Source organism: Lelliottia sp. RWM.1 (genome assembly GCF_016859735.1).
GTDB lineage: Bacteria > Pseudomonadota > Gammaproteobacteria > Enterobacterales > Enterobacteriaceae > Enterobacter.
In genome coordinates, this window is record NZ_WLVC01000004.1 from 1 (window position 1) to 13,892 (window position 13,892).

Here is a 13,892-nt window from a genome sequence, read left to right on the forward strand (position 1 = left end):
ATTTTTCTCTTCATCCGACCGGGTTGTTTGTGAAGTGATTCACATCCGCCGTGTCGATGGAGGCGCATTATAGGGAGCTTCCAAGGAATGACAAGCGGAAAAATGCAATTTTATTTCAACCGCTCACATTTCCACCAAAACGTTTACTTTTGATGCTTTTTAATCTCTTTTGGCAGCTCTGCCAGACTACTTATCACCCAATCCGCCACATTCTCTGCCTCTGGGGTCACAGGTTTACCCGTACGCACTAATACCTTCGTACCAACACCAGCTGCGGTTGCAGCCTGCATATCTTCCAGTTTGTCACCCACCATATAAGAAGCAGCCATATCGATATGCAGAAATTCCTGTGCTGAGACAAACATCCCTGGATGTGGCTTACGGCAATCACAAGTTTGGCGATACTCCTCTACTGTTCCTTGAGGATGGTGTGGGCAGTAATAGATGCCATCCAAATCTACCCCTCGATCTGCTAACGACCAATCCATCCATTCCGTCAGCGTTTCGAATTGTGCTTCGGTAAACTTGCCACGCGCAATACCGGACTGGTTGGTGACCACCACGAGCACATAACCCATCTCTTTCAACTGACGCATTGCATCTATTACGCCATCGATAAACTCGAACTCATCAATCTCGTGGACATAACCGTGATCCACATTGATAGTGCCATCACGATCGAGAAAAATTGCGGGTACTGATTTTGCCACCGGTTTGCTCCTGAAAAAGGCATGTCTGGTTAGTATCTCATGAATCGCAGCGCAATAAAGTGCTCATCGCACAGAGTTGGATTGATTTAGCCGTCTGGATGCCTTAACATCCATTTTGTTTACGGGCATCCCCCGTATCTGGCAGAACAAAATGCCACGGCTAACTTACATACGATAAAAATAATCTAATGATTAAACTTTCCAATATCACCAAAGTGTTCCAGCAGGGGAACCGAACCATTCAGGCGCTGAACAACGTCAGCCTGCATGTTCCTGCTGGTCAAATTTATGGCGTCATTGGCGCATCGGGTGCAGGTAAAAGTACGCTGATCCGTTGTGTTAACTTACTTGAGCGCCCTACTCAGGGAAATGTAGAGGTCGGTGGGCAAGAACTCACGGCGCTCTCTGAAAAAGAATTAACGAAAGCGCGCCGCCAGATTGGCATGATCTTCCAGCACTTTAACCTGCTGGCATCCCGCACTGTTTTCGGCAACGTGGCATTGCCACTGGAACTGGATAATACCCCTAAAGACGAAATTAAGCGTCGCGTTACGGAATTACTGGATCTGGTCGGCCTTGCTGATAAGCACGATAGCTACCCGGCAAATTTGTCCGGCGGTCAAAAACAGCGCGTCGCAATTGCCCGCGCGCTGGCAAGCAATCCGAAAGTCCTGCTGTGCGATGAAGCCACCAGCGCATTAGATCCAGCAACCACACGTTCTATTCTGGAACTGCTGAAAGACATTAACCGGCGTCTGGGTTTGACCATCCTTCTTATTACACATGAGATGGATGTGGTTAAACGTATTTGTGACTGCGTCGCAGTCATCAGCAACGGTGAATTGATCGAACAGGATACGGTCAGCGAAGTGTTCTCACATCCGAAGACACCACTGGCTCAACAGTTTATTCAATCCACACTGCATCTGGATATCCCGGAAGATTATCTGGCCCGTCTGAAAGCAGAACCGACGCCAGACAGCGTGCCCATGTTACGTATGGAGTTCACCGGTCAGTCCGTTGATGCTCCGTTGCTGTCCGAAACTGCACGTCGCTTTAATGTGAACAACAACATTATTAGCGCGCAGATGGATTATGCCGGTGGCGTTAAGTTCGGCATCATGCTGACAGAAATGCACGGCACGCAAGAAGAGACGCAAGGCGCAATCGCGTGGCTGCAAGAACACCATGTAAAAGTAGAGGTACTGGGTTATGTCTGAACCGATGATGTGGCTGCTGGTTCGCGGCGTATGGGAAACGCTGGCAATGACCTTCGTATCGGGCTTTTTTGGTTTTGTGATTGGTTTGCCAGTCGGCGTGCTGCTGTATGTCACGCGCCCTGGCCAGATCATTGAGAACTCAAAACTGTATCGTACGCTCTCCGCACTGGTGAATATATTCCGTTCCATCCCGTTCATTATTCTTCTGGTCTGGATGATTCCTTTTACCCGCGTGATTGTCGGTACATCTATCGGGCTGCAGGCCGCGATTGTGCCACTGACCGTCGGTGCTGCACCCTTTATTGCCCGTATGGTAGAAAATGCGCTACTGGAAATCCCGACCGGTTTGATTGAAGCCTCACGCGCGATGGGCGCAACGCCTATTCAGATCGTTCGTAAAGTCTTACTGCCTGAAGCACTGCCGGGTCTGGTAAATGCGGCAACCATTACACTCATTACTCTGGTGGGCTATTCCGCAATGGGCGGCGCTGTGGGGGCTGGCGGTTTAGGCCAGATTGGTTATCAGTACGGGTATATTGGCTATAACGCTACCGTGATGAACACCGTTCTGGTATTGCTGGTTGTTCTGGTTTACTTAATCCAATTCTCTGGCGATCGCATCGTCCGGGCTGTTACTCACAAATAACGTTACACACAACACAAACTCGACGAGTTAAGGATAAAACATGGCGTTTAAATTAAAGACCTTTGCAGCGGTAGGCGCGCTGATCGGCTCTCTGGCACTGGTGGGTTGCGGTCAGGACGAGAAAGATCCAAACCACATCAAAGTGGGCGTTATCGTGGGTGCAGAACAGCAGGTTGCAGAAGTTGCTCAGAAAGTGGCAAAAGAGAAATATGGCCTGGATGTTGAGCTGGTGACCTTTAACGATTATGTGCTGCCGAACGAAGCACTCAGCAAAGGCGATATCGATGCAAACGCCTTCCAGCATAAACCGTATCTGGATCAGCAGATCAAAGATCGCGGTTACAAACTGGTTGCCGTCGGTAATACCTTCGTTTACCCAATTGCTGGTTACTCCAAGAAAATTAAATCTCTGGATGAACTGCAGCCTGGCTCCCAGGTCGCTATCCCTAACGATCCAACTAACCTTGGCCGTTCACTGCTGCTCCTGCAGAAAGTGGGCCTGATCAAACTGAAAGAAGGTGTAGGCCTGCTGCCAACCGCTCTTGATGTTGTCGAGAATCCTAAAAATCTGAAGCTGGTTGAGCTGGAAGCCCCACAACTGCCACGCTCTCTGGACGATGCACAAATTGCGCTGGCGGTTATCAATACCACCTACGCTAGCCAGATTGGTCTGACACCGGCTAAAGACGGTATCTTCGTTGAAGACAAAGACTCCCCGTACGTCAACCTGATCGTGACTCGCGAAGACAACAAAGATGCTGAAAACGTGAAGAAATTCGTTCAGGCGTATCAGTCAGATGAAGTGTATCAGGAAGCAAACAAAGTCTTTAACGGCGGTGCGGTTAAAGGCTGGTAATCTGACCTTAGTGTAAAATCATCAGGACGGGCGTATGCCCGTCTTGTCATTTGTGCAGGCAACTGATTCAATATCTGACGATTTGATTATCCATTGAGGAAATATTATGCGTGCTTTACCGATCTGTCTTTTAGCACTCATGCTGAGCGGCTGTTCTATGCTAAGCAGATCTCCTGTTGAACCTGTTCAAAGCACTGCAACACCGCCAAAAGCGGAGCCAGTAAAACCGAAAGCACCACGTCCTGCACCGGTAAGAATTATTACCAAAGCTGACGATCTGGTGGGTAAACCTTTCCGTGAACTGGGTGAAGTGAGCGGCGAATCCTGTCAGGCAACTAATCAGGACTCCCCACCCAACATCCCTACGGCACGTAAGCGCATGCAGATCAACGCGGCAAAAATGAAAGCTAACGCGGTTCTGCTGCACAGTTGCGAAGTGACCAGTGGAACACCTGGCTGCTACCGTCAGGCCGTTTGCATCGGTTCTGCACTGAACATTTCGGCGAAATGAGTTCATTTCAGTTTGAGCAGATAGGCGTTATCCGCTCACCTTATAAAGAGAAGTTCGCCGTGCCACGCCAGCCTGGTTTGGTAAAAAGCAATGGTGAGCTTCACTTGCTTGCACCTTACAACCAGGCCGACGCCGTTCGTGGGCTCGATGCATTTAGTCATTTGTGGGTCATTTTTGTCTTCCATCAAACAATGGAAGGTGGATGGCGTCCAACTGTTCGTCCTCCTCGCCTGGGTGGAAACGCCAGAATGGGCGTCTTTGCGACCCGCTCGACATTTCGCCCAAACCCGATCGGTATGTCTCTGGTTGAGTTAAAAGGCATCCGGTGTCAGAAAGATCAGGTCATACTGGATTTAGGCAGCCTCGATCTCGTTGATGGCACACCCGTCATCGACATCAAGCCTTATTTGCCCTTTGCCGAAGCCTTGCCGGATGCACGCGCAAGCTATGCCCAACAAGCGCCACAGGCAGATATGCCAGTCGGGTTCTCAGTTGAAGTTATTCAACAGTTAAACCTGCTGGAAAAACGCTATCCCCACCTGCGGGAATTTATCGTTGAGGTACTGGCTCAGGATCCCCGTCCAGCCTACCGTAAGGAAGAAGAAGCAGGGAAAACGTATGCTGTCTGGCTGCTTGATTTTAATGTTCGCTGGCGCGTTACTGAGGATGGTTTTGAAGTCTTTGCCCTTGAGCCAAAGTAATTTTATTTTCCTCTCTTTTGGCATCTTTGCCACACTGGTAAACTAAACCACTTTTTTTGTGTCAGGCTGGTGTTTCAGCCTGTTCCAATCGTAGAAATGGAACCGTAACAACATGCGTACTAGCCAATATCTGCTCTCCACTCTGAAGGAGACACCTGCCGACGCCGAAGTGATCAGCCACCAGTTGATGCTGCGCGCCGGGATGATCCGCAAGCTGGCCTCCGGGTTATATACCTGGCTGCCGACTGGCCTGCGCGTCCTGAAAAAAGTCGAAAACATCGTGCGTGAAGAGATGAACAACGCCGGTGCAATCGAGGTGTCCATGCCTGTGGTTCAGCCCGCAGACCTGTGGATGGAAAGCGGTCGTTGGGAGCAGTACGGCCCGGAACTGCTGCGTTTTGTTGACCGTGGCGAGCGTCCGTTTGTCCTGGGTCCTACACATGAAGAAGTGATCACTGACCTGATTCGTAACGAGCTGAGCTCTTACAAACAGCTGCCGCTGAATTTCTTCCAGGTCCAGACTAAATTCCGTGACGAGGTCCGCCCGCGTTTTGGCGTGATGCGTTCTCGCGAATTCCTGATGAAAGATGCGTACTCTTTCCATACATCGCAGGAATCTCTGCAAGAGACTTACGACAAGATGTACGAAGCCTACAGCAAAATCTTCTCCCGCATGGGTCTGGATTTCCGTGCCGTACAGGCTGACACCGGCTCCATTGGCGGTAGCGCATCTCACGAATTCCAGGTGCTGGCGCAAAGCGGTGAAGACGATGTGATCTTCTCTGATACCTCTGATTACGCAGCCAATATCGAATTTGCGGAAGCTCTGGCGCCTACAACACCGCGCGCAGCCGCAACCGAAGAGATGAAACTGGTTGATACGCCAAATGCGAAAACCATCGCCGAGCTGGTTGAACAGTTCAATCTGCCAATTGAGAAAACGGTGAAAACGCTGCTGGTAAAATCAGCGGAAGGCAGCGCATATCCGCTGGTTGCATTGCTGGTCCGTGGCGATCACGAACTGAACGAAGTAAAAGCGGAAAAACTGCCACAGGTTGCAAGCCCACTGACTTTCGCTACCGAAGCCGAGATCCGTGCTGTGGTCAACGCAGGTCCGGGTTCTCTTGGTCCGGTTAATCTGCCAATTCCGGTGATCATTGACCGTACCGTTGCCGCAATGAGTGATTTCTCCGCGGGTGCAAACATCGACGGTAAGCACTACTTCGGCATTAATTGGGAGCGCGATGTCGCGACACCAGAAGTGGCTGACATCCGTAACGTAGTTGCGGGCGACCCAAGCCCGGACGGCCAGGGTACTTTGATGATCAAACGCGGTATCGAAGTGGGTCACATCTTCCAGTTGGGTACGAAATACTCTCAGGCGCTGAATGCTTCAGTTCAGGGTGAAGACGGTCGTAACCAGATCCTGACTATGGGTTGCTATGGAATCGGGGTAACACGTGTGGTTGCCGCGGCGATTGAGCAGAACCATGACGAACGCGGGATTGTCTGGCCAGATAATATCGCTCCGTTCCAGGTCGCTATCCTGCCAATGAATATGCACAAATCTTATCGCGTGCAAGAACTGGCTGAGAAGCTCTACAGCGAATTGCGTGCTCAGGGTATCGAAGTGCTGATGGATGACCGTAAAGAGCGTCCAGGCGTGATGTTTGCTGATATGGAACTGATCGGTATTCCGCACACTGTCGTTATCGGCGACCGCAACCTCGACAGCGACGAGATTGAATACAAATACCGTCGTAGCGGCGAGAAACAGATGATCAAGACCGGCGACATCCTTGATTACCTGGTGAAAGCCATTAAAGGCTAAGAAACGAAAAACCCCGCAAATGCGGGGTTTTTTATGGCAAAACGCAGCTTAGCTTACTTACTCCCGCACTCTTTGCCCGCAACAAACTTCGCGTCTTTATCCGCCACCAGCGTTTTCACCATCTCGCCGCTATCCGGATTGGCTTCCAGTGTGAAGTGACCCTCAACGGTCAGTAGCACTGGTTTACTGTCATTACCTCGCGCGACAGCATAATCACGCTCCAGTTGGGCGTTATTAGCCACACTCACTTTCTTACCTGTTGCACAGTCCGTAAAGATCGCGGCATCAGCCATGTAAAAATACATCCCTCGCATCGCCATTGGCGTTGACGGCAAAGCCGCTTTAACCGGCGCCAGAGTGTAATTAAACTGAGACTCGATTGGATTACCCTCACGATCGAGCATCTCCATCCCCTCGCCTTTGGCCCGGAAATAGGTTTTCTCTCCGGTGGTATCCGTAAGAATCAACTTCTCTGCGGTACGAGCCCAGGTTCCGTAGGTTGCAAACGACGAAGGTTCTTTTGCTCCCTGATAGCGCTGGTTCATCACCCAGCTACCATCTTTCTCCAGAAACAATGACGTTTCGATCCCTTCGCAATCAGCGCAAGGTAATACACCACGCCAGCTCTGCTGCATCGGTTTTAATTCTTCAGTTGGCGTCGGTTGCAACATCTGGGTTTCTGAACGGTTATTACACCCAAAAAGTGCAAAGAGCGTACTGACTGCCAGTACTGACAATACTGCTTTTTTCACAATGAATTCCTTATGAAAATGGTGTTCCTTTTCGTCACTCCATCGGGCGACGAACTTTACCGCGTAGTGCTTTCACTGTGGATTTCTGAGCTTTCGTCGATAACCTGCGCTCTTTCGATGCGCGTGTTGGTCTGGTTTCACGGCGACTTTTTTGCACTGCGGTTAATTCTTTTATCACCGCCACCAGCCTGGAAATGGCTGCTTCCCGGTTTAATTCCTGGCTACGATACTCCTGAGCCTTAATCACAATGATCCCTTCGCTGGTGATCAGATGATGGCTGGCAGCAAGAAGGCTTTCTTTGTAATACTCTGGCAGGCTGGATGCCCGGATGTCAAAGCGCAAATGAATGGCGGTTGAGGCCTTGTTAACATGCTGTCCGCCCGCACCCTGCGCACGGATCGCCGTGATCTCTAGCTCATTATCAGGGATGCTGACATTTCGGGACAAAACAATCATGAAGTGGGTTGCCACGCCGTAAACTGTATTTCCAGATTATTCTGAGAGTCGGAGAGCCAGATCGCGCCATCCTGAATGGTCGCCTGCAATACCATAGTACGGCTCGCGAACGCACTCACCTGCGCCAGTTGCTCATCGTCCAGATACCAGACTGAGAGATTGGCATACTGCGCACACTTATTCTTGTGCTGCTGCCACCATATTTCAGCGGCCCGTTGATTATAGGTAAACAGCGACACTTGCGCAGCCTGGGTGCATGCCTTCTTAATACGACGTTCATCCGGCAGACCGAGTTCTATCCACAAATCAATACCCAGATGGTCGTTACGCAACCAGGCTTCTGGTTCATCTTCCGCACTTAAACCACGAGTAAATTGCAGGCGTTCGTCGGCGTGTTTAATCCATGCCAGCAGGCGTAACATCATCCGCTCCTGGGTCTCAGAAGGGTGACGCGCCAGGGTTAATGACGCATCGAGAAACTGGTTGCGGTCAAGATCGGCCACATTGATCACCGCTTTATAAATTGTCGCTTTCAGCGCCATGAGAGAACTCCTTTCGATTCAGGCGTGCATTGTAGCGAAAATAGCGCAAAAAGGCTGTTACGAGGTGATGAATGGCAGACCATCAAGGCGCTGATATTGCTTGAATGAGTATGGTATAGTCACCTTGCTAAACCGAGTTTATCTTCGTAGGCTTAATGATATCTCACAGTAAAGTCAGTACGCTGGCAGGAGGGGATGTGAATAATTATTGTGAGTTAATTCGCAAACGGTATGCGGAAATCGCCAGCGGCGATCTGGGATACATCCCGGACGCGTTGGGCTGTGTATTGAAAGTGCTAAATGAAGTGGCCTCTGATGAGAGCCTTTCAGAATCGGTCAGGGAAAAAGCAGCGTATGCTGCTGCGAATTTACTGGTGAGCGATTATGTCGATGAATGATACCTATCAACCCATCAATTGTGATGACTATGACAACCTCGAACTCGCCTGCCAGCATCATTTGATGCTGACGCTGGAGTTAAAAGATGGCGAAGTGTTGAAGGCCAAAGCCAGCGACCTGGTTTCACGGAAAAATGTGGAATATCTGGTCGTGGAAGATGCTGGTGCAACACGTGAGCTCCGTCTCGATAAAATTGCCAGCTTCAGTCACCCAGAAATCGGAACCGTCGTGGTGAGCGAGTCCTGATTTTCACGAACGGGCAGCCTGCTGCCCGTATGCTCTCCATTCAAAACACACGCCCTGCTCCGCCCATCCTTCCTGAGTCACAAATACCCCAGCGGCGGCAATTAGCGTTTCGCCGTAAAATAGCAGCGGTGTGGTGTCACGTAACCAGGGTGGCACATTGCACTCCTGCCAGATTTTTTTCAGCTTACGTCCGCCGTTCCGTCCAACAATATGCAGCAAGCCGTGGGCTTTAAAGCGCACAGTGACAGTCTCATTCTCCGTCGGTAAACGGACATTCCCGGACGCCACAAGCGACACCGTCCCTGCTCCTGCAGGCAACACCAGTGCTTCGTCAGGACAATCCCAGTCGAGGATCATCTCCGCAAGTGAGGGCTGGCATTTGATCCACCAAAGCTGCTCTTTATAGCGTCTCACCTCAAAGCCGTTCAGATGCAAACAAGGCGTGGCATCTTGCCGTGCCTGAGCCACCTCATCCCAGATGCGGTTCAGCATCGCACGTGAAGGCATTACTGCCCCCTGTGTGCCAAGCCAGCGGCGTAACAGCGCAGAACGACGCACTACGCTCATCCCCTCAAGCGGGGGGATCGCCAGCGCACCCTCTGAAGAGGTTATGCCGATCAACTCTTCGCGCAGTAATTCGTCCAGCAAACTTTCCTGCTCTGCACAAAGCAGAGCACTTCTTGCCGTAGCATCAGCAAAATGTGGCCAGCGATGATTCAGGAGGGGTAAAACGCGTAAACGCAGAAAATTGCGGTCGTAGCTATCGTCCAGATTGCTCTCATCTTCAATCCAGCGCAGGTGATGCTCCTGCGCCCAGGCTTCAAGGGAAGCACGCGTTTCTCCCAATAACGGGCGAATCAGTTCAGTATCCGCAAAATCAGTCCGCGCCGGCATAGCGGAAAGCCCCGCAGGACCACTTCCCCGCTTAAGCGCCAGCAAAAAAGTTTCACATTGATCATCAAGATGCTGCGCTGTCACCAGAGCTTCACCAGCTTGCAGTGCGTTTGCAAACGCAGCGTAGCGGGCTTTCCGTGCTTGCGCTTCAATTCCCAAGCCTTCATCCCGGAGCGTGACACGCTCAACAACAAGTGGGATCGCCCACTTCGCGCATAATGCTTCACAGTGTGCTACCCAGGCGTCAGCATGCGTGCTCAAACCATGGTGAATGTGAATCGCCCGAAGCCGAACATCAGGTTCCAGATCACGCCAGAGTTTAAGCCGATGAAGCAAAACGGTGGAATCCAGTCCGCCGCTAAACCCCACCAGCAACTGGCGGTACGGCGAAACGACTTGAGCGATAGCAGAAGAAGTCATATGAAATTACACATAAAAAATGCCCGAACTGAGCGGGCATTATCACACATGATGGATATTACTGCTGGTAAAGCTCCAGCGGTAATCCGTCCGGATCGTTGAAAAAGGTAAAACGCTTATCGGTAAAGGGATCGACCCGAATCGCTTCGCATTTCACGCCATGACTCTCAAGATGTTTTATCGCACGCTCAACATCATCGACGCTAAACGCTAAATGACGCAGTCCACAGGCTTCAGGTCGTGACGGACGCGCAGGCGGAAAAGGAAAAGAAAACAGCTCAATGGCATATTGGCCGTTCAACGCAAGATCCCCTTTCCATGAATCACGTTCCTCACGGTAAAACTCGCTCAACAGCGTGAAACCCAAGATATCGCAATAGAATGCCTTACTTTTGGCGTAATCGGTCGCAATGATCGCAATGTGGTGAACCTGTTTTAAACCCAGCATAGCTTCTCCTTTTTATGATGCCTGAACGTTACAACCGAAAACCCGGGGCTTGCAAGCTGCCCTCCTTATTTTAGGACTCGGACCCAGTAACCGCCTTGCTCATCACGCTTCGCGCCATGGATATCGGTCTCAAAACCAGGATAGTGGCGTCCTACGGAACAAAGCATCAGCAGAAAATCGAGCACAGCCCGACTTTCTTCAGTGAGCATCTCTCCCGGCATCAGCAGCGGCACGCCTGGTGGATATGGCAGAATCATGTTCGCCGACACGCGTCCAACCAGATTTTCCAGTTCGATGGTTTCAACCTCACCTTTCACCTGCTGTTGCCAGGCTTTATACGGTGTTAACTTCATCTCTGGCAGCACGTCAAAAGCCTGCAACATCAGGCGTGGCAGATCGTGCTGACGGATCAGTTTGTGGATCCCCTGCGCCAGATCCTGAATGCGCATATTGCGGTAAAAATCAGGATCTTCGGCATAGAGATCGGGCAGCATATTCTTCACCCGCAAATTCAGATCGTAGGCACGTTTGAACTCCATCAGACCGCGCAACAGTCCCATCGCGCGGGTCTTATCAATGCCGATGCTGAACAGGAACAACAGATTATATGGTCCGGTCTTCTCCACCACGACACCACGCTCATCAAGGAATTTCGCTACCAGTGCGGCAGGGATCCCTTCATCACTCATCACGCCTTGTTCGTCCATGCCCGGCGTCAGAATCGTCACTTTCACGGGATCGAGGAACATATGATCGCCATCGGCATCACGGAAGCCATGCCAGTTTTCACCCGGTGCTACGGGCCAACATTCAGCTTCATCAATCTCTTCCGGTTGCCAGATGTCAAAGAACCATCCGTCAGCTTCCTCTTTTAGCCGCTGTACTTCTTTGCGGAAATGGAGCGCCCTTTCCACAGAACGGTTGATCAGTCGCTTGCCCGGATTTCCACGCAGCATTGCCGCTGCCGTTTCAATGGAGGCCACCAGCGGATAGCTCGGGGAAGTGGTGGTGTGCATCATAAAGGCTTCATTGAATGTCTCTTCGTCATATTCGCCCTTAATATGGATTAAGGAGGCCTGAGAAAAGGCAGCCAGCATTTTGTGAGTCGACTGCGTTTCGAAGAAGACTTTGCCCGGTACGCGTTCACCGCTCATCCCACTTTTACCAGCATAGATTGGATGGAAGTTGGTATAAGGAACCCAGGCCGAATCGAAATGAACAGAAGGCACGTCGAGTGTCTGCTTGATCCAGTTGGTGTTATACAGCAGACCATCGTACGTGGAGTTGGTGATCACCGCGTGAATCGGCCAGGTTGCACCGGGAATGGTTGCCACTTTTTGTTCAATGGCAGCGTGGGAAAATTCACGACGCGGAATTCCCCCCAGGATCCCCAGCGCATTACGCGTGGGTGATAACCACAGTGGGACAACATCACTCATCATCAGAAGATGTGCCAAAGATTTATGGCAATTACGGTCAATCAGTAGCGTGCTGCCAGCGGGCGCTGCATACATCCCAACAATTTTGTTCGACGTCGACGTTCCGTTAGTCACCATGTAACTCTGCTCCGCACCAAAAGTGCGGGCAATGTATTCTTCGGCATCCAGATGCGGGCCGGTATGGTCGAGCAAAGAACCCAGTTCCGTGACTGAAATCGATACATCAGCTTTAAGAGTGTTCCCGCCAAAAAAATCATAGAAAAGACAACCGACAGGGCTCTTCTGATACGCCGTGCCAGCCATATGTCCTGGCGTACAAAAGGTGTACTTCCCTTCCTTCACATAGGTGAAAAGCGCGCGGGTAAACGGTGGGGTAATATTGTCGAGATATTCACGCGTATACTGTTCAACGCGCGTCGCGATATCTTCCGCAGCACCCAGCGCATATTCGAAGAACCATAACGCCATGCGCATATCATGGGCGCAGACATCCATCGTTGAGTGGGTATTAATGAAAGCATAGAGCGGCAAGTATTCATTGAGCTGATTGATGTCACTGCACAGCTCCAGATCATACTCATCCCAGTCAAAGATGACGCCGCAAATCCGGGGGTTATGCTCGATAAACTTTAGCAGATCAGCACTGTTGTGCGGCCAGATCAATTGAAACCCACGCGCAGCTAATGCCTGTTCCAGCTCCTTGATGGGTTCGTCTTTATAAAAGACGCCGTGCGGCCCCATAATCGCAATAATATTCACGGCTTACCTCCTTGAAAAACATTAGCTAAGCATAGCTGAGCTAAACAACAGGTATAAAAAAAGCCGCAACATTGTGCGGCTTTTCGGATAATTGTGACGCTTAGGCGTAACCGTAGTTCATCAGACGCTGATAACGGCGATTGCGCAGATCGTCTTTGCTTAACACATCGAGATCGGCGAGATCGGCCAGCAGCTGTGCTTTCAGCGATGCAGCCATCGCTTCCGGGTTGCGATGCGCACCACCCAACGGCTCCTGGATCACGGAGTCGATCAACTTCAGTTCTTTCAGGCGTGGCGCAATGATACCCATGGCTTCTGCAGCCAGCGGGGCTTTGTCCGCGCTTTTCCACAGAATGGATGCACAACCCTCTGGGGAAATAACGGAATAGGTGCTGTACTGCAGCATATTCACTTTATCGCCCACACCGATTGCCAGCGCCCCACCGGAGCCACCCTCACCAATAACGGTGCAGATAACCGGTACATTCAAGCGTGACATCTCACGCAGGTTACGGGCAATCGCTTCAGATTGACCACGTTCTTCAGCCCCCACACCAGGGTACGCACCTGGGGTGTCAATGAAGGTGATGATTGGCATATTGAAACGCTCAGCCATCTCCATCAAACGCAGTGCTTTACGATAGCCTTCTGGCGCTGGCATACCAAAGTTACGACGAATTTTCTCTTTGGTTTCACGCCCTTTCTGATGACCAATGATCATCACCGGACGCCCATCCAGACGAGCAATACCGCCCACGATGGCTTTGTCGTCAGCATAAGCGCGATCGCCAGCCAGTTCGTCAAATTCATCAAACGCCAGGCGGACATAATCCAGGGTGTACGGACGCTGAGGGTGACGTGCCAGTTGGGCTATCTGCCATGCGCCGAGATCGGCAAAGATTTTGCGCGTCAGTTCTACGCTTTTTTCACGCAGACGATGCACTTCTTCGTCGATGTTAATATCCAGTTTTTCATCCTGACGGCTTACCGCTGTCAGAGAATCGATTTTCGCTTCCAGCTCTGCAATCGGCTGTTCGAAATCAAGGAAATTCAGACTCATA

General features: G+C 51.0%; 16 protein-coding genes. 8 read left to right on the top strand and 8 right to left on the bottom strand.

Annotation, left to right across the window (positions count from 1 at the left end):
* Window positions 1-143: 143 nt before the first annotated feature.
* On the bottom strand, window positions 144-710 hold the full coding sequence (gene gmhB / locus GF617_RS04635) for a D-glycero-beta-D-manno-heptose 1,7-bisphosphate 7-phosphatase (protein WP_181622346.1): 567 nt from the start codon (window positions 708-710) through the stop codon (window positions 144-146).
* 188 nt (window positions 711-898) lie between these two features.
* Between gmhB and metN the strand changes: the two genes are divergently transcribed.
* From metN to proS, 6 genes are all read left to right on the top strand, one after another.
* Complete coding sequence (metN, locus tag GF617_RS04640; protein WP_181622345.1) at window positions 899-1,930, top strand: methionine ABC transporter ATP-binding protein MetN; 1,032 nt, start codon at window positions 899-901, stop codon at window positions 1,928-1,930.
* Window positions 1,923-2,576, top strand: a complete 654-nt coding sequence (locus GF617_RS04645; protein ID WP_203451196.1) for a methionine ABC transporter permease MetI — start codon at window positions 1,923-1,925, stop codon at window positions 2,574-2,576. Before metN ends, GF617_RS04645 begins: the two co-directional genes overlap by 8 nt.
* A 40-nt stretch (window positions 2,577-2,616) precedes the next feature.
* The gene (gene metQ / locus GF617_RS04650; protein ID WP_181622343.1) at window positions 2,617-3,432 is read left to right on the top strand and encodes a methionine ABC transporter substrate-binding lipoprotein MetQ; all 816 of its coding nucleotides are present in this window, start codon (window positions 2,617-2,619) and stop codon (window positions 3,430-3,432) included.
* Between the two features lie 106 nt (window positions 3,433-3,538).
* The gene (gene rcsF, locus GF617_RS04655) at window positions 3,539-3,943 is read left to right on the top strand and encodes an Rcs stress response system protein RcsF (protein WP_181622342.1); all 405 of its coding nucleotides are present in this window, start codon (window positions 3,539-3,541) and stop codon (window positions 3,941-3,943) included.
* Window positions 3,940-4,644, top strand: a complete 705-nt coding sequence (gene tsaA / locus GF617_RS04660; protein WP_181622341.1) for a tRNA (N6-threonylcarbamoyladenosine(37)-N6)-methyltransferase TrmO — start codon at window positions 3,940-3,942, stop codon at window positions 4,642-4,644. The genes rcsF and tsaA overlap by 4 nt, the downstream gene beginning before the upstream one ends.
* Before the next feature lie 112 nt (window positions 4,645-4,756).
* Entirely contained in the window at window positions 4,757-6,475 is a 1,719-nt protein-coding gene (gene proS, locus GF617_RS04665) for a proline--tRNA ligase (protein WP_181622340.1), read from the top strand.
* 53 nt (window positions 6,476-6,528) lie between these two features.
* On the opposite strand, the gene nlpE is transcribed toward proS, so the two are convergent.
* Genes nlpE through GF617_RS04680 form a run of 3 tightly spaced genes read right to left on the bottom strand, consistent with a single transcriptional unit; the run spans window position 6,529 to window position 8,226 of the window.
* Window positions 6,529-7,227 (bottom strand): envelope stress response activation lipoprotein NlpE, encoded by a 699-nt coding sequence (nlpE, locus tag GF617_RS04670; RefSeq protein WP_181622339.1) that lies wholly within the window; start codon window positions 7,225-7,227, stop codon window positions 6,529-6,531.
* A gap of 34 nt (window positions 7,228-7,261) precedes the next feature.
* Entirely contained in the window at window positions 7,262-7,684 is a 423-nt protein-coding gene (gene arfB, locus GF617_RS04675; protein ID WP_181622338.1) for an alternative ribosome rescue aminoacyl-tRNA hydrolase ArfB, read from the bottom strand.
* Window positions 7,681-8,226 carry a YaeQ family protein gene (locus GF617_RS04680; protein ID WP_203451197.1) on the bottom strand — a complete coding sequence of 182 codons (546 nt, stop codon included), beginning with the start codon at window positions 8,224-8,226 and terminating at the stop codon, window positions 7,681-7,683. Before GF617_RS04680 ends, arfB begins: the two co-directional genes overlap by 4 nt.
* 197 nt (window positions 8,227-8,423) lie before the next feature.
* On the opposite strand from GF617_RS04680, the gene GF617_RS04685 reads away from it, so the two are divergent.
* Together GF617_RS04685 and rof are read left to right on the top strand one after the other, a co-directional pair.
* Window positions 8,424-8,624: a YaeP family protein gene (locus GF617_RS04685; protein WP_006173580.1), complete on the top strand. Its 201-nt coding sequence runs from the start codon at window positions 8,424-8,426 to the stop codon at window positions 8,622-8,624.
* Window positions 8,611-8,871: a Rho-binding antiterminator gene (rof, locus tag GF617_RS04690; RefSeq protein ID WP_181622336.1), complete on the top strand. Its 261-nt coding sequence runs from the start codon at window positions 8,611-8,613 to the stop codon at window positions 8,869-8,871. Before GF617_RS04685 ends, rof begins: the two co-directional genes overlap by 14 nt.
* Window positions 8,872-8,874: 3 nt before the next feature.
* Here rof and tilS read toward each other — a convergent pair whose 3' ends face one another.
* From tilS to accA, 4 genes are all read right to left on the bottom strand, one after another.
* The gene (tilS, locus tag GF617_RS04695; protein ID WP_203451198.1) at window positions 8,875-10,185 is read right to left on the bottom strand and encodes a tRNA lysidine(34) synthetase TilS; all 1,311 of its coding nucleotides are present in this window, start codon (window positions 10,183-10,185) and stop codon (window positions 8,875-8,877) included.
* 58 nt (window positions 10,186-10,243) lie between these two features.
* Window positions 10,244-10,633 carry a VOC family protein gene (locus GF617_RS04700; protein ID WP_203451199.1) on the bottom strand — a complete coding sequence of 130 codons (390 nt, stop codon included), beginning with the start codon at window positions 10,631-10,633 and terminating at the stop codon, window positions 10,244-10,246.
* Between the two features lie 65 nt (window positions 10,634-10,698).
* The gene (locus GF617_RS04705; RefSeq protein WP_203451200.1) at window positions 10,699-12,831 is read right to left on the bottom strand and encodes a lysine decarboxylase LdcC; all 2,133 of its coding nucleotides are present in this window, start codon (window positions 12,829-12,831) and stop codon (window positions 10,699-10,701) included.
* A gap of 100 nt (window positions 12,832-12,931) precedes the next feature.
* Window positions 12,932-13,891 carry an acetyl-CoA carboxylase carboxyl transferase subunit alpha gene (accA, locus tag GF617_RS04710; protein WP_181622332.1) on the bottom strand — a complete coding sequence of 320 codons (960 nt, stop codon included), beginning with the start codon at window positions 13,889-13,891 and terminating at the stop codon, window positions 12,932-12,934.
* Window position 13,892: the final 1 nt, after the last annotated feature.